This window comes from Wolbachia endosymbiont (group A) of Hylaeus communis, from assembly GCF_947251915.1.
Lineage (GTDB): Bacteria > Pseudomonadota > Alphaproteobacteria > Rickettsiales > Anaplasmataceae > Wolbachia > Wolbachia pipientis.
Map to the genome: position 1 here is coordinate 895,484 of NZ_OX366396.1, position 19,073 is coordinate 914,556.

The following is a 19,073-nucleotide window of genomic DNA, read 5'->3' on the forward strand; positions in this document are numbered from 1 at the left end:
TCTATTGAACTTGTTACTTCGTGCTAAAATAATGGAGTATGTCTCTCCATCATTCAATAGCAATTACAGTATGTGTCTTCAACCATAAAAAAAGTAGTATTATTTAATTTTTGCCAAGGAATTATATTAAATTTATAGTAAAAAAGTTTCTCTGGCTCTTTGCACAAACTAGAATCAAACTTAATTTTTTCTACATTATCAGCTTGAAGTATAGGCAATTGTTGCATTGAACCTAATGCAATTTTTTATTTAAGTCACGTGAAAATGAAGATATGACCTCGCTACTACGCTTATCATCTTTACGTTCATGCATTATTTTTTTTACAGCATCAGCAGCTATATTCACTGTGTTAGTCTGTAAATCCCCAAGAGCTTTTTCAACTTGGTCAGTGACTTTCTTCAAGTTAGAATGGGCATTGTCATCTAATGTCTGATCTAGCTGCTGTCTATTGTGCTTAATGATACTATTAGCTTTATCAAGTGCTTCATTCATCATTTTATTAACTTCTGCATCTAATTCTTTGTATTTTTTAGAAGATTTTTTGTAATACTCCAACATATCTTTCCTGAATTTTTCAGTTTCTTCACTTGAAAATTTGCTTTTGTTACGCTTATTGTTAAGCGCATTTTTTATCACTTTCTTTAGCAATTTATACGAAAGGACAAAACTTACCAAGAAGGCAAGACCGATAATCAGTGATGTAGACATAAAAACCCCTAAAATTCTTTGGACACCAAGTCAGCAATAAATTCCTCTTCAATTTCAGAATTAGTCAATTTAGTATAATAAATTAAAGCAATACTAGTAGCCATTTGTTTTAACTGATCAGTATATTCAGATTTAAATTCTGCCACTTTTTTTTCAATAAGCTTGCTCTTTTTTTTATCTTCCTCTTCTAATATATTCTTAACATTAGCTCTCATTTCTTCTACCTGAGCAAGTGCATCATCTATGATTTTTTTTGCCTGTATTCTAGCTTGGTTTAAAGCGGCATTATACTTGGCAACCTGATCTTCCGTGAGTCTTAAAAGATGAACAGAACTATTAAAAGAATCCAATACTTCTTTACTTCTAGTGATTATTATTTCATCTAACTTTGGCAAAAATAAACAACTTACTACGAAAAAAAGTGAAGAGAAAAAAATTAAAAACCAAAAAACTTGAGAAAAGAAGGTTGAAACATCAAGCTGTGGCATCTGTTAAGCAGCAAATATTAATAACATTGCAAGTACAAACGCAAGCAATCCCATGATTTCAACCATGGCAGCACCAATATAAACATAACTTTTCATTTTACCTTCTGATTCAGGGTTTCTCGCAATCCCATTTAACATAGCAGAGAAGATATTAGCTATACCTAAACCAGCACCGAGCATTCCAAACACAGCTAAACCAATTGCTATAAATTTTAAAGCTACTAAATCCATATATTACCTTTAATTATTTCTTTATAATATAATTGTAAAATATTCTACAAGGAAGTCAATTACTTTACTGCATCTGACAAATATACACATGTTAATATAGTAAATATATAAGCTTGTAAAATTGCAACAAATACTTCAAATCCTATCAATGCAATTATGAACAAAAACGGCGCAGGAGTGAAAAATATGTTCATATTTACAATAAACCCTGCTATCACTTTGATGATTGTATGACCAGCAATCATATTTGCTGCAAGCCTTATTGATAGGCTAACCGGCCTTACTAAATAAGCAAACAACTTAATAATAATTATTATAGGTGCAAGCCACGAAGGAGTTCCTTTTGGTAGCAATATGCGTAAAAATTCTACTCCCCTTTCTTTAAATCCAACAATCGTTATATAAATAAAAACCACCATCGATAAAGCGAAGGTGACTATCACATGACTTGTGACCGTGAAACTATAAGGAAGAACACCAACTAAATTACACGATAAAATGAAAATAAATACTGTGAATATCAATGGAATGTGCTGCAAGCCTTTGCTTCCAGTGTTATTTTCTATTATTGAAATAACAAAATCATATACATACTCAACTGCAGCTTGCAAATATCCTGGTATTACTGACCCCTTCTTTATTCCAAAAAGCAAAAAGAGTATCATCAATATCACCGAAATCATCGTGAAAAAAGATGAATTGGTAAAGCTTACGTCATACCCAAATAACCTAGGTAACTCTATTATTGTATATACTTTAAATTGCTCTAGCGGATTTAACGCCATTTTGACCCTATGTACTTGAACTATAACAGTAAATAAAGTATGAATTTTATAGGACAAAGTCAAGGGTTAAGATAAGGCTCTGTGTTATTATAACATTGATACATTAACAAAATATGTAATTAGAGTGTTAATTACAGTCAGCTCTGTATTTTAAAATTTACTAATCTTATTAAATTATTTAACTTAACATCTTATTTTAATTATAATTTAATTTTTAGTGAGGTATATAATGGTGCGCCAAGAAGTGCTTGGAGAACAGTTGGTGAAAATCCAACACAAACAAAGTCTAGCCAAAAGTTTGGAGCAGACCACTATGTTGCATGAGGTAACGAGTGTAATAGAGCTAGTGGGATGGACAATGCAGGGCACAACGGAAGTGAAGGAGTGGAGTCCCGAAATACCTGAAGACATAGAGGTCGACATGTTCATGGCCATGGAAGACAGCATGAAGGATAACGTAAAGGCAAGTTATCACTCACTCTATCGGGATCTGAGACCGTGCCATGTATTGAAATGGACTTCAAGTGAACTTGGGAGATCCCATGCATTCCTATTAAGGTACGTTGGAACAAGTCAACAAAGGCAAGAACTAGCGGAAGATGCAGGGGAAGTCGGACTGATTGATAGTACTCAGAATGTGGGAAAGCCACGTACAAGGGGAAGCGATCAGCAATATAGTAACTGGAATAGGGATTGCTATGCCAATACAACGGAGGTAGGAATAACATGCGATATAAACTAAACCAGATAGCAGTAAGAGCAAAGCAAGATAAGCGACTAAAATTCACATCGTTAGTCCATCTGATAAATACAGAGAATCTTGCGAGATGTTATAAAGAACTGAAGCGTAACAAGGCTTGTGGAGTAGACCAGATAACAGTGGAATCATACGGAGAAAATCTGAATGAGAAACTCGAAGTGCTAGTAGAAAGTATGAAGAGGAAGCAATATCAACCACAACCAGTAAAGAGGGTATATATACCGAAAGCTGGAAGTAAAGAGAAACGCGGACTCGGAATACCATCGACCGAGGATAAATTAGTACAGATTATGCTGAAGAAGATATTAGAAAATATTTACGAGGCAAACTTTCTGGACAGCTCATATGGATTTCGACCTGGAAGAAACTGTCATCAAGCGGTAAATGCACTAGATAAAGCAGTTAAGTACAAGCCAATAAACTACATTGTAGAAGTGGATATCAAGAAGTTCTACGATAATATACAGCATAAATGGCTAATGAGGTGTCTAAGGGAACGAATAACTGACCCAAATTTGCTGTGGTTAGTAAAGCGGTTTCTCAAGGCAGGGATAGTCGAAGCTGGAAATTATGAAGCAACAAAACAAGGTACACCACAAGGCGGTATAGTAAGTCCTGTATTAGCAAATATATACTTACATTATGTGTTGGATTTATGGATAGAAAAGAAATTTAAATCAAGATCCAGAGGATATATACAACAAATAAGGTTTTGCGATGATTTTGTGGTTTGTTGCGAAAGTAAGGTAGACGCGGAAGAATTTCTGGAATTACTGAAACAAAGGCTAAATAAATTTGGGTTGGAAGTATCTGAAAACAAGACCAGAGTAGTAAAGTTTGGCAAGAGGGAGTGGCAACGAGCGATAAGAGAGAAACGAAGGACGGAAAGTTTCAATTTTCTGGGGTTTACGCACTATGGTGCAAAAAGTCGTCGTGGTAGATTAATGATGGGACATAAAACCTCTAAGTTAAATCTAGCCAGAAAACTAAAAGAAATCAAGGAGTGGTTGAAAATAGTCCGCGGAAGTATTCGACTTAAAGATTGGTGGCAAGTACTGAAGGCTAAATTAACAGGACACTATAACTACTTTGGTATTAGCGGAAATTATTGGTGTTTGAAACAATTTTACACATCAGTAAGAAAGCTAGCATTTAAATGGATAAATCGGCGTAGTCAGAAAAAGAGTATGACCTGGGAACAGTTTGTACACTACGTAGAAGTAAATCCATTACCAAAGCCAAAAATACATTTTTCTTTATATGCATAAGAGGGACGACTGTGAAAACTAATATTGATGAGCCGTGTGCGGGAAATCTGCAAGCACGGTTCTTTAGGGGGAGTTGTAGTAATAAAACTCAAACGAGAGGAGTAAAGCTACAGCTTCTACCGAACATTATTTACATAGGAGTGTGTATGACAAACACCAAGTTAGAGAGAAGCCGGATGTGGTGAAAGTCACAAGTCCGGTTTCGAAGTCGAGTGGGGAGAGGTGACTTTCCTCACTTAGATAACTAATGTGGTAAACCTTTTAGAACTTTGCAAAAATTTGCAGCAAAAAATAGAAAAACTGAAAGCAGAGATAGAAAACTTAAAAGCAGAAAATAAAGCTTTAAAGATAGAGAACGCTGAATTAAAGGAAAGGCTCGGTTTAAATTCAAAAAACTCATCCCTGCCCAGCTCAAAAGAGCTATACAAAATAAAAAAGGACAAGCCAAAAAGCGAAAGGAATGTTGGCGATCAGGTTGGGCATAAAGGAAATTTTCATGCCACAATGGAAGCGGATAAAGTAGTAAAAATAGAGTTGCCTAATATTTGCGAATGCGGAGGAGAGTTTGTAATATGCGAAAAACCTTATGTTCACCAAAAAGTTGATCTTCCGGAAATTAGGCCTTATGTAGTAATTGGAACATGGTCGTTGTTGGAGATGCAGAAAAAGAAAAAGTAGCAAGTTACCAGAAGGTGTTACGCCAGATACATTTGGTCCAAGGGTTAAGTCTATAATTGCAGCACTCAGGGGATTTTACAAAAACTCAAAGCGTGAAGTGGCTAGTATCATAAATGACATTTTTAATTTGAACATAAGTGTTGGCAGCATATCAAATCTTACTATTACCCACAAATATAAATGTACTTATAAATAAAGTATTACAATATTAGAGTTTGCAAATATTGAGGGTATAAAAATGGCAAACGAGAGTAATGAATGGGCTAAAAATGAATTTGGAGATGCTGTACTTGGAGATAAAAGATTAACTGACCGATTAGTAAAGATTGCTGATAGTTTGATAAGTTTACCTGAAAGCTCAATTAATGAGGCATGCGGAAGTTGGTCAGAAGCAAAAGCAGCATAACGTTTTTTTCAAAATGAGAACGTAAAAGAAGTCGATATTCTAGCTTCACACATTGATAAAACAGTTGAGAGAACAAAAGCTCATAAAAGAATTCTTGTGATTCAAGATACAACTTATATTTCATACTCAAGCCATAAGCGGATTGGGAACTATTGCTGGAAAAGGAGCAGTAATGCATACAGCCCTTGCTGTTAGTACGGAAGCTGGGAATACTGGATCAAAAGATTTACTCGAGGCAACTCATTTCTGAAGAAGAAAAAAGACTAAAGAGCCATCGTAACAACGTTCATATTGAGGATAAAGAAAGTATGAAATGGCTAGAAAGTTTAAAGAAAACAAATAATATTATAGATCTGGCCCAAACCGAAGCTATAACTGTATGTGACAGAGAAGCAGATATGCATGATTTTTTTGAACTTGCACATAATCTTAACTCAGCAATTTTAGTAAGAGCTCGCCACAACAGAAATGTAAATAAAAAATTCATGCATACCAGGAACAAGCAAAAATTATGGTCATTTATCCAAGGCCTCCCTTGCGCTGGAAAAGTAGAAGTTGAAATCCCTGCTAGAGATAACAAGCAAAAAAGGACAGCGTTTTTAGAAATTAGATTCGGAAAATTTATCACATGAAGGCCATATAAAATGTAAAGAAGGTCACATAAGATATAAACCGACAGAGTCTACAACTTCACGCAATTCATGTTGTTGAAAAAAACTCTCCTCCCGAAGCAAGTCCTCTAGAGTGGATGCTTTTTTCCGGTCAGTACTTTTGAAGAAGCTGTTGAAAAAGTTAGTTGGTATTGTTTGAGATGGAAAATAGAGATATTGCATAAGATTTTAAAATCTGGTCTCAAAGTTGAGGAATGTAGACTTGGAACAGCAGAAAGATTAATGAGGTATTTAACAGTCATGAGCATTATTGCTTGGAGAATTTTCTTTATTACATCAATTGCAAGAACTAACCCAACATTACCATGTACTGCCTTATTAGCTGAGGAAGAATGGAAAGTTTTATATGTTAAAATACACAGGAAACCATGTCCAAATATAGCCCCTACTATAAAAGAAGCCGTTTCGTGAACTTGGAGGCCATTTAGCAAGAAAAAATGACCCAAAACCAGGACCAATTACTCTTTGGAAAGGATATAAACGTCTCTTTGATTTAGCAGAAGGATGGCGACTTGCTCACGAACCTCATATTTGTGGGTAATAGTAAGATTTGATATGCTGCCAACACTTATGTTCAAATTAAAAATGTCATTTATGGTACTAGCCACTTCACGCTTTGAGTTTTTGTAAAATCCCCTGAGTGCTGCAATTATAGACTTAACCCTTGGACCAAATGTATCTGGCGTAACACCTTCTGGTAACTTGCTACTTTTTCTTTTTCTGCATCTCCAACAACGACCATGTTCCAATTACTACATAAGGCCTAATTTCCGGAAGATCAACTTTTTGGTGAACATAAGGTTTTTCGCATATTACAAACTCTCCTCCGCATTCGCAAATATTAGGCAACTCTATTTTTACTACTTTATCCGCTTCCATTGTGGCATGAAAATTTCCTTTATGCCCAACCTGATCGCCAACATTCCTTTCGCTTTTTGGCTTGTCCTTTTTTATTTTGTATAGCTCTTTTGAGCTGGGCAGGGATGAGTTTTTTGAATTTAAACCGAGCCTTTCCTTTAATTCAGCGTTCTCTATCTTTAAAGCTTTATTTTCTGCTTTTAAGTTTTCTATCTCTGCTTTCAGTTTTTCTATTTTTTGCTGCAAATTTTTGCAAAGTTCTAAAAGGTTTACCACATTACCTCACTTTTGCTCTATGATTATCTTTATTATCTTGCTTTGTCTACCTTATTCTACCACTCCGCTGAACGGATACAAAAAATTGGTAAAGAGGAAGGGAAAATTGAAGTTACAAAAACAATGCTAGCTAATAATGTTGATGTTAACACTATTGTCAAGTTTACTGGCCTTTCTATTAGTGAGATTGAAGAATTAAGTGTGAGCGGTTACAAATAATTTACCATTTCTTCTGGTTTCACTATCCTTTCAAACTCTTCCTCAGTGAGCAGTTGAAGTTTTGCTGCTGCTTCTTTTAGAGTGATATTTTCTTTATAAGCAAGCTTCGCTATTTTTGCTGCATTGTCGTACCCTATATGCGTATTTAATATAGTGACCAACATCAACGACTGATTCAGTAAATCTTTTATCCTCTCTTCATTTGCTTTAATACCAATTACACATTTTTCTGTAAAATTTAAACTTGCGTCAGCTAAAAGTCTTATAGACTGCAAAACATTGTAAATTATCACTGGCTTAAACACATTCAATTCAAAATGACCGTTTGAACCACTAATGGTTACAGCAACATGATTTCCCATAACTTGAGTGCATACCATAGTCACCGCTTCACACTGAGTTGGATTCACTTTACCTGGCATAATTGAAGAACCAGGCTCATTTTCCGGTAACATTATTTCCCCAATTCCGCATCTTGGACCAGAACCAAGCAACCTTATATCATTTGCAATTTTCATTAAACTGACTGCTACTGTATTGAGTGTTCCACTGAGCTCAACTAAAGCATCATTTGCTGCTAGCGCTTCAAATTTATTGCCTGCTGAAGTAAATGGAAGGTTAGTAATTCCTGCAACTTGCTTTGCAAAATCTTCAGCAAAACCCTTTTTAGTATTGAGTCCCGTGCCAACCGCAGTGCCACCTTGTGCAAGCTCATATATATCACTTAAAGTTGATTTTACTCTCTCTATCCCCTTTTTAATCTGGACTGCATAGCCAGAGAACTCCTGTCCTAGTGTTAGGGGCGTTGCATCTTGCAGATGAGTACGTCCTACTTTTATTATATCTTTAAATTCCTGAACCTTATTATCCAGCACCTTATGCAATTTTTCAAGATTTGGAATAAGCAAGCGGTTTATCTGGTCTGCTGCTGCTATATGCATTGCTGTTGGAAAGGTGTCATTTGACGACTGACCATAATTCACATGATCATTTGGATGTATCGGAGATTTACTACCCAAATTACCACCTAAAATCTCTATTGCGCGATTGCTGATCACTTCATTCATATTCATATTAGTCTGCGTTCCGGATCCGGTTTGCCAAACAACAAGCGGAAATTCATTATTAAATTTGCCATCTATTACTTCCTTTGCGGCTGCGCAGATTGCGTCCCCTACCTTATTATCTATGCTACCCTGCTTCATGTTAACATGTGCTGCTGCAAGTTTTACTATTGCTAATGCTTTAATCAGAGGCTCTGGCATTTTTTCTGTGCCAATCTTAAAATTTTCTAAAGAACGCTGAGTCTGCGCTCCCCAGTAATGTTCACTTGGTACTTTTACTTCCCCTAAGCTGTCTGATTCTATTCTCGTCTTTCTATCCATATTTTCCTCCTGGTGTTATGCAAACTGGTTCACTACATAATTTTTTCATGCCTACTTCTTGGTTAATTAAATCATACTAGATCCAAGTAGTCAAGTGTACGAACATTGCAATTTTCAGGTATAGCATTTCTCATAATAGTCCGAACAGGTCATAGGAAGGCAGAATCAACAGCACGACGAAAGGATTCGAATAGAGGAATGTTTTTCCTGGCTCTGTTTTTTATAGCAAACCAATGATGCTCAATTTTGTTGAAATCTGGAGAATAAGGCGGCAGATACAAAATTTCTGCACCAACCCCTTTAGCAAGCTCGATAATCTTATCAGACTTATGAAAAGTAGCATTGTCAAGAATGACAGTCTGTCCAGGTTCCAAGATCGGTGTCAAAAATTGCTCAAACCATCCATTAAAAACATCCATATTACAGTGGCCTTCAAAGGTTAACGGAACAACTATCTTTCTTCCACTTAAGGCTGCAACCATACTGATTCGTTGAGTTTTCTTTCCAGATTTTAAGGCATAAAACCGCTGTCCTTTCTGGCAATATCCGTAGGGGTAGTCTTCGGTGTTATCAATGCCAGACTCATCTATATACACTAAGTTTTTAGGTTCTTTTGTCGCTATAATTTTCAAAAATTCAGCACGTTTTTCTTCGTTTCTTTCCTTGTATCCATATGTCTTTTTTTGCGCGTAAATTCAATTTTTTTAAGGGCTCGATAGATCGTTTGGATACTAACGTTGTTCCAAAGTTTAGCCATTTCCGATAGAGTCTTTCCTCCGTGTTCTCTGGCAAATTTGGCAAAGGTATCCCAGTCGGTAATTTTGTGATTGTAACCCCCATTTCCAAGTTTTTTTGATTGAAAGTCTCCTGTTTCTTTTCTTCTTTGCTGCCACTCCCATAAAGTAGTTCGTCCAATCTTAAATCTTGCTGCCACTGTTTCTCTGCTTTCTCCTTCGTCTAGCGCTTCCATTGCTTTTTTTCTTAAATCATAACTATATGCTGCTGGCATTCAACCTCCTTATCATCATCTACCCTTATCCTATCACATCCGGACTTTTATGGAAAGAGCTATACCTTCTCGACTAAGAAAATTTTCTACATCAATTTTAACATTTTCGTGATGAACCATGTCAAAATTTAATCCTACACAAATAGCTTCATTAGCTATAGTAATCATTCTTATAGAGTTAGAAAAAGAGCCCTTAACATAATCTTATGCTTGCTTCAATGCTTTTATCACTGTACTTATCTCACCAGTACCTGCTTTAAGCTCAATAATAATAGGAATAGAGCTTAGCGACTTATCAGAACCGCGCACAAGTAAAATAATGTCTGCGTAACCTTTTCCAGCAAATAATTCGAGATAAAGTTTTAGGTGAAAACGATACTTAAAATTTATCAAAAACCCAGCTAAAAACCCATGATGACTTGATTCTTTACCGCTAAATAGAGTTTCTTTTTCATATTTCTTATAGACATTTGTAATATAATTAAACATTCTTCTAGCGTTCTTTTTTACTTCTTCGAAATCTTGATTACTCAATTTTGAAATTAAGCTCTCTAGGTCTTGTTGGTCACGATCTTTTTCTATTTCTGTAAAACCTTTTTGTGAATAATCAGTCTTTTTACTAAAAGCTGGATCAACATTTCCGTACTTTACTTCTTTTCCTGTAATTGTTATTTCATGCTCTTCTTTTTCTAGTTTATCAAACTCTGCTCCCATTTTCCATTTCTGTGCTATTTTTTCTCACTCTCCTTGAGAGAACTTTAGATGCATGTTACCATCAACTTGATCAGACACCGTTATACACTTAAGTCCCTCATTAGTTAATATAGCTATTTTTAAAGTTCTATTATCATCAAAACGAAAATGAAGTTTTTTGATACCAATTTTAGTAGCAAGTTCTGTGTCTAATACAGTAGCAAACATACCAAAAAGAAACTAGGGAAAAAGCCTGGCTTTCCAACTGAATGCAAAAAAGAAGGAGATTGATTGATAAACGATTGGAACCTTTTGTGAAAATCTAGGAACTCGTCTTTTGATTTATTTCTCATTAACAGAAGCTGTACCAACTCAAGCGGCTTGACATTGCTTGGCATATTACTCTCCTATTTGCTATGGCCTAAAGATTTTATATTATATGGGTTATCAGTCGTACTGAGACTTGACTGTGGCAAAGTATCACCAGCTTCACACAAAATTGATTCTTTAGAAGCTTCTTGAGCTAATTTAGAAAATACTTGTTCTCCTAATTGCAATTTTTTACCCCCATGAAATAACTGAATTTTACTTAATACAGAATCTTTAACCTTTATCATCCCTTCACCACTCATTTCTTTTACGTGCTTTAATATCTTCCCTAATATTTCTTCTTTACTTACCCCTTGTGTACTTGGATCCACAATTAAATTTGCTATTGTATATGTAACTGAATAGTCTACAAAAATAGAGGAAATAGATTGCTCCCCGCGGTCTTGAGTTTTTAATTTTATTATACGTTCCCAAACATTCATCATACATTTTTTTGTTTCTTCAGACAGATCTGGATTCTTCAGTACTTGATCTGATAATGAAGATAAAAAAGTTGTGTAACGTTCACATTCAATCTGACTACACAATCGGCTTAATTCCATAAAAGAATCAAAGTAATACTGACCTACTAGCACATTCAACACTGCATAATAAGTATTTTCCTTATAATCTCTATCTAGTAATTTTTTCTTTTGCTCATCATCCATTTTAGACAGGCAAAACTCTATGGTGTCTACTTCTTTGTAACCCTTTACTGCAGATAAAGCTGCTTCAATTAACAAATTATTTTTATCTTGACTAGAAATACTGGAATCATTGTGCAATTTATTATAGAAGAACTCTATACCTTCTTCCCAGTTTTTATTAGAATTTATCTGTATGGATTTTTGCAAACCTTCAACTGATTTATATTCGTTTAGTTTTCCAATCTGCTTATCAATAAGAAAAGACCAGAAAGCTTCTATAGGTCTAGTTTCTTCGATATTTTCCAACAATTCTCTTCTCAGATCATCATCAGATCCATCTTCTTCAAAGGCACTTCTCTTAAATCTCATAAATACTTGTTCAAATAATCCAGGAATCTTATCTTCTAGACAATATTTACATGCTAAGTAATATCTTTTAGAAATGTTTAATGGATTCTCTTTTCCATTTTTATTTTTTTCTTCAGTTAACCTTTCACCAACAATTTCATTTTTTAATCTTACTCCATCCCAACAAGAATTATCAGAGAATATATCAGAAAAAAAAATTAGTTTTTCCTCATCAAAATCTTCAATTAATTGAATATAAACCCTCAACCATCTTTCTACTCTAAGATGTTTTCTTGCTTTAACTTGATTATCGTCGCCTTTAATAGCACCTTTTAATATATCAAGTATTTTATTGTAATTGTGATCCAAACCAGATTCCATACCCGCAACCCCATTTTGTATTTTAATATAAACTTTAGTCTAGTAAATTATCGTTGCCAAGCCAATCTTTTTCTCCAAACCTTACCACTGCACAACAGGAAATTTCTTGAGAGCCAAGTATGATATTTTCATTCTAATAATTAATTGTAAAACACTTTTACTTACGAAAAAATAGACCTTGCTGTAACTAAAGAAATTCCTATTTTAGTGCCACAAAAATTTGAATTATTGACTCTTCCTAAGATTGCAAAAAGGGTCGTATATTTGTGAGAACAAGCCGCGTAAAAATAAGATTATAAAAATAGAAGATTTAAATTATTTTCATAAGCTTAGGCAAAATAGTTCGTATGTAGATGTGGGTGAAATGGGCTAATGTGGTTAGTTTTAGCGTATAATGAAACTACCATATAAAAAAGTTCGTATGTATCGTTTGGTAGTCCAATCCATACCAAAAAAACTTGTTCTCACCGCACTTGGTTTTGAGCGCTGAAAATGGTTGATTTACTTGAGATATTAATAATATAGTTTACTGAATTAATAGTAATTCATTTGAGAATAAAAAGAAAAATTTATGATAATTTTACATTTCAAATCGATATTGTTCTTTTTATAAAAAATATTCCTATACTGCGCAAGGTCAAGTTTTAACCACATCAATTTTTCTTTCAAATTAAATCTTATCTTTTACAATGGGTCTTACGTTTAAATTATTTGATACCCAAAATTAAGGAAGCCATTTTAAACGGCACACAACCTCAGCATCTAAAACTAGCTGATTTGAAGGAAATATCACTCTCATGAGAGGAGCAAATGAAGGTGCTTTACGGACAAGAGTCTTAATAATAGTCTTCTATATTATTGTTAATAAACACCACCATAAAATATCTTACTATTACCCACAAATAAAAACATAGTATTGTATTTACTCAAATAATTTAATTTTATTAACCTGAAAGCTTATTGGATTAAAATTATTAAACTAAGAGTTATAATTTTAGCAACTAAAAGCTGTAAATTGCACCATATAAACAGTTATTTCAAGCAAAAGTTATGCCATTAAGAGCTACGCAACAAACATTTATATTTGTGGGTAATAGTAAGATAAAATATGCAGAAACAACCTAGAAGACCGATTACAACCAATGCGTAAATATAGAGTAAAGAAAACTTCATCCACCTATTAACTTCTACCTACTACCTCTACTATTGCTATGGTTATAAACTCTACTCACTCCATCAATTTTATCTAATGCAGACTGCGGGTTACCCAAATCAATTGATATCACTCTTTCTCCGCCTAATTGTAATGCTCCTCCACCTCCACGCTGTGGGTATTGGAGTCCTAAAAATTGTAATAGTAATGGATCAATTTCATGTTGAATTCCTGGATGATCTTGAATCAGTCTACCCCTAGGAGAAGATAGAGGATCATTTTGGAATAATTGTGAAATATTTCTTCTCCGATTTTTAAAGTGTTGTTCATTTCTTTGAGATTGTCTAGTGTCATTTCCAATGCCTACACTAAGAAGACCACGTATATAACCTATAATACCCTCACCTTTCTCTCCAAAGTTATTATTTCCCTGTAAAGCTTGATCAATAGCTTGGTTAATATCCCTAGCATTTTCGTATACCCATATGCCACAATTATGGCCATCTGTTTGCTGATGAACGGAAACATTATGGACATTACCATCGTTAATATCACATTCTCTTAAAGCTCCTCGAATATTATTGTCAATACGACTATCTGGAGCAAGTGAATCAGCATAATACCCATAATAATTTCCATTTTGGTGTACAATAACTAATGTAACCCAATGATGATTACCTACATTAATAATAGCAATTAATCTATCTTTTTCACCCGAATCTACTTTTTGTTTAAAGTTAGCTATGTGACTACTTAATAAGCCCCTACCTGTTGGATCATTTTGATTTCCATCGACTCCTACTGAAGTTATTGTAAAATCATGACGATTATTAGTTGGATTAGATCGATCATCATAGAAAGTATATTGTTGTGCAGCGAAAAACATGTCATGAGTTTGTAGCCAATAACGATCATTTTGATTATCTGTTGCAAAGTCTAGTGCAAGTAGATCATGCACATCTTCTATCTCACGAGCGTTGTTTCTACGAAGGATAGCATTTATTTGTTGTAATATTACTTGTGCTGTAGGAGTACCACCTATCCTTATTGACTTGAATGTTTCTATTACCTGTGCTTTTTCTGCTTGGTGACGTACAAAAAATGCAACATGTGAGTTTCTAGGAGATAAATCAAGCTCGATGCCTATTGTGTAGCGATGACTAAAATTTGCTAAGAAACCTAATAAAAACCCGTGACTCTCAAATTTTTGAATGCGATTTTCAATATTATATTCCAGTTCCTGCCTGTAATTATGATAGATGCGAGCTATGTATGGGACAATTTCTTCGTACATTCTATCTCTTACATCTTGTCTTCTATCACTCGCTAGCATTTCCATAAAATTATCAATTCCTTGTTGACCCTGTGCTACTTGCGCAAAATTGACCAAGTTACCAAGTTGTCTACGCTGATTTTGACTGAGTTGTCTTCCTGCTATTTCCTTAATTGTTAGTCTGTGATCTTCTAAGAGCAGTCTAATAAGATTGATTTCAGATGCTGAATATTTGGCAAATTTATCCCTACCTTGACGATCTTTTGCACGAATTACCTCGAATACCGTTGCAATTGCCTCTCCCTGACTCTTGCCCTTTCCGTGCGTGCATACTTTGTATTGCTCAAAATCTAGGTCTTCTTCCCTTAAATTTGGATTTTGCCGTCTAATCTCTTGTACTAGAGCATTTCTCTCCCTTGTACTGAACCTCAACCCATCACTATTAGGACGATCAGAAATACTGTAGCATCTGACAACTTGCTGTCCGTCACGATAAACAGCAACTTTTAGGTTTGCCGTATTTCGATTTTCACCATTACGTGGATTAACACCATGGTTATCAAAACAAAAATAGACTCTCTCATTTGCATTTAAGATATTAGCATCATGTGCAGTAGCAAACATACTAAAAAAGAATACAGGAAGGAAACGACCTGTACTTACATGATACAAGAAAGATGGACATTGATCTAAAAAAGATTCAAATCCTTGTCTGAATCCTTCAAGATCTCCATCCACCAAACTCCTAATAAGTCCATCACCATTACTCATACAAAATACCCCTTATTTACTACGACCAGAAACACCAAGAGTTCATAAGTGGATTACTTGTTACCACTAAGCGTAAAGACGCTTTTTTCTTATAAGAAGAAACACCACTTACACTAGGAGTTCCAAGCTCAGACTGCGGACCATCATCAACTGGCAAAGTTGTTTCCTTACTACCATGAGCTTTAGATCGTGACCGTAAATTATTCCAAGGACCATCACCTACAGGACCAAGAGGTAGAGTTGTTTTCTCTAACTCAGAGAATAACTCTTCTGCAAACAGACCGTAATCTACATTTACTCTTTTACCTTCTCTACCACATAATCTAAGGTTTTCTATCATGACTTCTTTAAAAAGTTCAAACTTTTCAGGAAAGCAATCTTTGGCAAATGACATCATATCTAATATTTCTTTTTTCTCTATTTCTTTTTCTTCATCAGTCTTATAAATGTCTTCTCGTCTCCAATTGACTATTAATCCTGCAAGCATACCACTTACATGAACTGTATAATTAGAAGTATTAACGGCAGCCTTCTTGTGTTTATAAAAGTGATCACATTCCCAAATCTTCATAATAAGAGATCTAGCTTGAACACTTGACTCAGAATTTTTCAACATTACATCTGAGAGTGATGAAAGAAGAAGTTCATACTCTCGCTGTGAGAATATTTTGTCTGAATGGTCTCCTCCTGCTGAAACGTCTTTATAGCACCAGCACTTTACCAAATCATGAACTGTATCAAAAAAACATGACTCTATTAATTCAGCAAGAAGAGCATATACTCCCTTATCTTTCTGCAATAATTTCTGTAAAAGAGTATCTTTATCGACTATCTTATTTACACAAAAATCTAAAATAGGAGCATCTTTCTCAACAGATTGAACGCGAGATAGAGCAAGAATAGCTTCTGTGAGCTTCTTTTCTTTATCTTCTTCTTTCAACAGATTATAAAAATACTCTACTCCTTCACTCCACTTAAGTTTTACAGCACTGTCAAAACCTTCTACTGCATCATACTTCTTTAATTCCCCAGATTCTCTATCGATCCAGAAATCAAATACAGGACCTTTCCTCTTTATGCTATCTAGTAACGAGTTTCGTACGTATTTGCCAAATTCAGTTTCAGTTTTACCATCAAATGCACCAGGAGGAAACTTGTTCCTATAAGATTCAAATCTTTTTTGAAAGAGAGGATGAATTTTATCCACTACACAGTAACTACAAGCCATCTCATATTTGCGAAGTGGATTATCTATTCCACCTATTTTTTCTTCAGTAAACCTTTGACCTAAAGCAGCATTATCCAACCTTACACCTGACCAGCAACCTTCATCTTGAAATACATTGTGCAAAAACTTCAACTTATCACCCTTAAAGTATTTTATGTGCTCCATAAAGTTATCTTGAAGGACTCCCACCCATCTCTTGATAGCTGACTTCCTCCCGGCAACAACTGCTGGATCTGGATGTTTAATAGCTTCCTGTAATTTTTTGGACATCGTAGCCCGAAGCTCTTTCTGTGTTGACATTATCCCCCCTATTAAGTATTAACAGTGTCATGTAAAAAAGGCATTATACAGACATTAGAATGGATTGCAATATTAAAATTACCAGAATAGAGGGTTTAATAAAAAAACGTTATGGCTAAAACTTCTTTTCTTGAATTTTCTCAATATAATCAACAGAAAGACCAGTAGTTTGAGTTATAATGTCAATAGAAACTCCTGCTTTAAGTAGATTCTTTGCAACCTCAATTTTCTCTGCTTTTCTGCCTTTTTCATGGCCGATTTGGATGCCTTCTTGTCTACCTTCTTGTCTACCTTTTTGAGTGGCATCATCGAGTTTTTGAGCGAGGACAGCCTGTTCATCACGAATACGCTTTATCTCTTGTTCATAGGCTATAAATTCTTTTTCTGACCAGTTGAACCTATTTAATTCTTCATACGCTCTTTTAATTATTAGATCACTTCCTATTATTCTCTCTAGCTCTTCTTCACTAGTTTCATCTGCATATCTAAAGAAGTAGACCCATTTTTCAACTATACTTGAAAGCTGATCTTCTTTTGTTTTTGGAAATTTAGGCAACTCAATAAATATAAAGTAAAAATCTTTTAGATCACGTTCATTAGTATCTTCATCGCGAATAGTATGCTTTGATTTGTACTCAGACTTATCAGGAAATAAAATACAATCTGCTATAGCAATAAAGATAATTTCCTTAAGGTCCTGGTATTGATCACCTTTATCGGCTTGTCTTGAATAGGCTTTAGCAGCATAGTATTGGGCACGTTTCTCGAAGCCTTTGGTTTTAGCGACCTGCATTTCAATAATCCATTGCACCCCCGTGGAATCTCTACATAATACATCAACAATGCTTTGCTTTTTAGAGGCAATATCAGGGTCTTGAATAGTACTTAAAAACTCTATATCCTTTATTTCATTTTTGCCAGTAAAACCCAGAATATCATTGAGAAAGTGAATGAGGATGTCTTTATTCTTTTCAGTGCCAAAGATACGGCGAAATGCGACATCATTCTTGGGATCCAGAAACTTCGAGAGAGCCATAGGGAATCGACTTAAAAAGCATTAATAATTATACACAATTGTGAAGAAATATTCAACTAAAATGCAAACATAGAAGTTTTTGTATATCTTTGTTTGGTAGTATTAACATGTATAATATTTATGGCAAACATCTCAATAAGGTATCAGATAGCACAAAAAGTAAGGAACTGGAGGTTAAAGCGAGGATATACTCAAAAAGATTTAGCGAAGAAAGTCAGTGTAACGTATCAAGTAGTACTACAATATGAAAAAGGAACACGTAAAATTTCGATTGAAAAGTTGTATGCTATAGCAGAGATATTGTCGATTGGTATTGTAGACCTAATTCCTGTATCAAATGAAAAAATCTGTCTTGAAGATGAGGGAGAAGAAATACTAAATCTAGTAAGAGAATATAAAAAGATTAATGATCAGGAATTACGTAAGATGTTTTGTTTGCTAACCAAATTTGTCCAAGTCAGTGAAAGAAGTAGTAGGAAAGCAGAGAAAGTAAAAATTGCAAAAGGTCTGGTTAAAGCAGGAGTTTCTGTTGATACTGTTTCAAAAACAATTGGTCTATCTGCTGATGAATGTGTTGAAGAAAAAGGAGGTTCTATTTACTGCCAAATAGGAAAGAAGATAAAAGAATGGAGGCTAGTGAGAGAGTATACTCAAAAGGATTTGGCTGAGAAAATGGATACAACACGTGATGAAATAAGCAACTATGAACAAGGACGTGTAGCTATTCCACTGGAAAAATTATATGCAATAGCAGAAACATTATCGATTAATATTACAGATCTGCTAATAGAGGAAGGTAGTAAAGTAGAAAATGAACTACCGAATTTAATTGAAGAATACAAAAAGATTGAAAGTCAAGAACTACGTAATGCATTAATAAGATCTCTATTTGAAGGCATACGGATTTGCGAAGAAAAAGTGAAAAGAGCAGAAAAGATCAAAATTGCAAAAGACTTAGTAAAAAAAGGAATTTCTATCAATATTATTTTAAAAATAATAGGCATCTCTTTAGATGAAATTCGACAAGTTTAAAATAAAAAAATCACCATATATTAATATCTTTACTTATTCATGAAAAAATAAGTAAAAAAGATTGAAAAATTGATTTGACTTCACTCGGAAGCTATGGCT

Annotated in this window: 15 protein-coding genes and 5 pseudogenes; 7 read left to right on the forward strand and 13 right to left on the reverse strand. The window is 34.6% G+C overall.

Annotated elements, in window-relative coordinates:
• Window positions 1–232: 232 nt before the first annotated feature.
• Genes OPR52_RS04500 through OPR52_RS04515 form a run of 4 tightly spaced genes read right to left on the reverse strand, consistent with a single transcriptional unit; the run spans window position 233 to window position 2,213 of the window.
• Window positions 233–709: a F0F1 ATP synthase subunit B family protein gene (locus OPR52_RS04500; RefSeq protein WP_077188071.1), complete on the reverse strand. Its 477-nt coding sequence runs from the start codon at window positions 707–709 to the stop codon at window positions 233–235.
• Between the two features lie 8 nt (window positions 710–717).
• Entirely contained in the window at window positions 718–1,197 is a 480-nt protein-coding gene (locus OPR52_RS04505; protein WP_265037831.1) for a F0F1 ATP synthase subunit B family protein, read from the reverse strand.
• A 3-nt stretch (window positions 1,198–1,200) separates the two neighbouring features.
• Entirely contained in the window at window positions 1,201–1,428 is a 228-nt protein-coding gene (locus OPR52_RS04510) for a F0F1 ATP synthase subunit C (protein ID WP_006014985.1), read from the reverse strand.
• A 59-nt stretch (window positions 1,429–1,487) separates the two neighbouring features.
• Window positions 1,488–2,213, reverse strand: coding sequence for a F0F1 ATP synthase subunit A (locus OPR52_RS04515; protein ID WP_022626288.1), 726 nt, complete (start codon window positions 2,211–2,213; stop codon window positions 1,488–1,490).
• Between the two features lie 313 nt (window positions 2,214–2,526).
• Between OPR52_RS04515 and OPR52_RS04520 the strand changes: the two genes are divergently transcribed.
• From OPR52_RS04520 to OPR52_RS04540, 5 genes and pseudogenes are all read left to right on the forward strand, one after another.
• Window positions 2,527–2,955, forward strand: a complete 429-nt coding sequence (locus OPR52_RS04520) for a hypothetical protein (protein WP_264722787.1) — start codon at window positions 2,527–2,529, stop codon at window positions 2,953–2,955.
• Window positions 2,940–4,241 carry a group II intron reverse transcriptase/maturase gene (ltrA, locus tag OPR52_RS04525; protein ID WP_265037833.1) on the forward strand — a complete coding sequence of 434 codons (1,302 nt, stop codon included), beginning with the start codon at window positions 2,940–2,942 and terminating at the stop codon, window positions 4,239–4,241. Before OPR52_RS04520 ends, ltrA begins: the two co-directional genes overlap by 16 nt.
• 11 nt (window positions 4,242–4,252) lie before the next feature.
• Complete coding sequence (locus tag OPR52_RS04530; RefSeq protein WP_264722855.1) at window positions 4,253–4,426, forward strand: hypothetical protein; 174 nt, start codon at window positions 4,253–4,255, stop codon at window positions 4,424–4,426.
• 64 nt (window positions 4,427–4,490) lie between these two features.
• Window positions 4,491–5,103, forward strand: a pseudogene (locus OPR52_RS04535) (DUF6444 domain-containing protein); the annotation flags it as partial.
• 54 nt (window positions 5,104–5,157) lie between these two features.
• Window positions 5,158–6,537: pseudogene (locus OPR52_RS04540) on the forward strand (IS4 family transposase).
• Window positions 6,538–6,544: 7 nt separating this feature from the next.
• Here OPR52_RS04540 and OPR52_RS04545 read toward each other — a convergent pair.
• Window positions 6,545–7,130, reverse strand: a pseudogene (locus OPR52_RS04545) (DUF6444 domain-containing protein); the annotation flags it as partial.
• 87 nt (window positions 7,131–7,217) lie between these two features.
• Between OPR52_RS04545 and OPR52_RS04550 the strand changes: the two are divergent.
• Window positions 7,218–7,349, forward strand: a pseudogene (locus OPR52_RS04550) (Rpn family recombination-promoting nuclease/putative transposase); the annotation flags it as partial.
• On the opposite strand, the gene fumC reads toward OPR52_RS04550, so the two are convergent.
• The 8 genes and pseudogenes from fumC to OPR52_RS04590 all read right to left on the reverse strand — a co-directional run bounded on the left by fumC (window position 7,340) and on the right by OPR52_RS04590 (window position 17,942).
• Window positions 7,340–8,734: a class II fumarate hydratase gene (gene fumC, locus OPR52_RS04555; protein WP_265037835.1), complete on the reverse strand. Its 1,395-nt coding sequence runs from the start codon at window positions 8,732–8,734 to the stop codon at window positions 7,340–7,342. The pseudogene OPR52_RS04550 and the gene fumC sit on opposite strands and share 10 nt — an antisense overlap.
• A gap of 149 nt (window positions 8,735–8,883) precedes the next feature.
• Window positions 8,884–9,743, reverse strand: a protein-coding gene (locus tag OPR52_RS04560) for an IS630 family transposase (RefSeq protein ID WP_265037751.1) whose coding sequence is annotated in 2 segments (ribosomal slippage) — window positions 8,884–9,419 and window positions 9,419–9,743 — 861 coding nt in all. Because the reading frame shifts where the segments join, the coding sequence is not laid out codon by codon here.
• Between the two features lie 204 nt (window positions 9,744–9,947).
• On the reverse strand, window positions 9,948–10,457 hold the full coding sequence (locus OPR52_RS04565) for a hypothetical protein (protein ID WP_265037837.1): 510 nt from the start codon (window positions 10,455–10,457) through the stop codon (window positions 9,948–9,950).
• Window positions 10,458–10,481: 24 nt separating this feature from the next.
• Entirely contained in the window at window positions 10,482–10,664 is a 183-nt protein-coding gene (locus OPR52_RS04570; RefSeq protein WP_265037839.1) for a hypothetical protein, read from the reverse strand.
• 179 nt (window positions 10,665–10,843) lie between these two features.
• A complete protein-coding gene (locus OPR52_RS04575; protein ID WP_265037841.1) occupies window positions 10,844–12,181 on the reverse strand; it encodes a hypothetical protein in 1,338 nt (445 codons plus the stop codon).
• A gap of 1,187 nt (window positions 12,182–13,368) precedes the next feature.
• Window positions 13,369–14,421, reverse strand: a pseudogene (locus OPR52_RS07695) (Ulp1 family isopeptidase); the annotation flags it as partial.
• Between the two features lie 976 nt (window positions 14,422–15,397).
• Window positions 15,398–16,876 carry a cytoplasmic incompatibility factor CifA gene (locus tag OPR52_RS04585; RefSeq protein WP_320109376.1) on the reverse strand — a complete coding sequence of 493 codons (1,479 nt, stop codon included), beginning with the start codon at window positions 16,874–16,876 and terminating at the stop codon, window positions 15,398–15,400.
• Between the two features lie 145 nt (window positions 16,877–17,021).
• Window positions 17,022–17,942, reverse strand: coding sequence for an Rpn family recombination-promoting nuclease/putative transposase (locus OPR52_RS04590; protein WP_264337290.1), 921 nt, complete (start codon window positions 17,940–17,942; stop codon window positions 17,022–17,024).
• Between the two features lie 120 nt (window positions 17,943–18,062).
• Between OPR52_RS04590 and wmk the strand changes: the two genes are divergently transcribed.
• A complete protein-coding gene (gene wmk, locus OPR52_RS04595) occupies window positions 18,063–18,974 on the forward strand; it encodes a WO male-killing family protein Wmk (RefSeq protein ID WP_265037741.1) in 912 nt (303 codons plus the stop codon).
• Window positions 18,975–19,073: the final 99 nt, after the last annotated feature.

What these genes read in the sequence shown, in the direction of transcription:
- OPR52_RS04500 (WP_077188071.1), bottom strand. Translation starts at nt 709, where the DNA reads ATGTCTACATCACTGATTATCGGTCTTGCCTTCTTGGTAAGTTTTGTC.
- OPR52_RS04505 (WP_265037831.1), bottom strand. Translation starts at nt 1,197, where the DNA reads ATGCCACAGCTTGATGTTTCAACCTTCTTTTCTCAAGTTTTTTGGTTT.
- OPR52_RS04510 (WP_006014985.1), bottom strand. Translation starts at nt 1,428, where the DNA reads ATGGATTTAGTAGCTTTAAAATTTATAGCAATTGGTTTAGCTGTGTTT.
- OPR52_RS04515 (WP_022626288.1), bottom strand. Translation starts at nt 2,213, where the DNA reads ATGGCGTTAAATCCGCTAGAGCAATTTAAAGTATATACAATAATAGAG.
- OPR52_RS04520 (WP_264722787.1), top strand. Translation starts at nt 2,527, where the DNA reads ATGTTGCATGAGGTAACGAGTGTAATAGAGCTAGTGGGATGGACAATG.
- ltrA (WP_265037833.1), top strand. Translation starts at nt 2,940, where the DNA reads ATGCGATATAAACTAAACCAGATAGCAGTAAGAGCAAAGCAAGATAAG.
- fumC (WP_265037835.1), bottom strand. Translation starts at nt 8,734, where the DNA reads ATGGATAGAAAGACGAGAATAGAATCAGACAGCTTAGGGGAAGTAAAA.
- OPR52_RS04565 (WP_265037837.1), bottom strand. Translation starts at nt 10,457, where the DNA reads ATGGGAGCAGAGTTTGATAAACTAGAAAAAGAAGAGCATGAAATAACA.
- OPR52_RS04570 (WP_265037839.1), bottom strand. Translation starts at nt 10,664, where the DNA reads ATGTTTGCTACTGTATTAGACACAGAACTTGCTACTAAAATTGGTATC.
- OPR52_RS04575 (WP_265037841.1), bottom strand. Translation starts at nt 12,181, where the DNA reads ATGGAATCTGGTTTGGATCACAATTACAATAAAATACTTGATATATTA.
- OPR52_RS04585 (WP_320109376.1), bottom strand. Translation starts at nt 16,876, where the DNA reads ATGTCCAAAAAATTACAGGAAGCTATTAAACATCCAGATCCAGCAGTT.
- OPR52_RS04590 (WP_264337290.1), bottom strand. Translation starts at nt 17,942, where the DNA reads ATGGCTCTCTCGAAGTTTCTGGATCCCAAGAATGATGTCGCATTTCGC.
- wmk (WP_265037741.1), top strand. Translation starts at nt 18,063, where the DNA reads ATGGCAAACATCTCAATAAGGTATCAGATAGCACAAAAAGTAAGGAAC.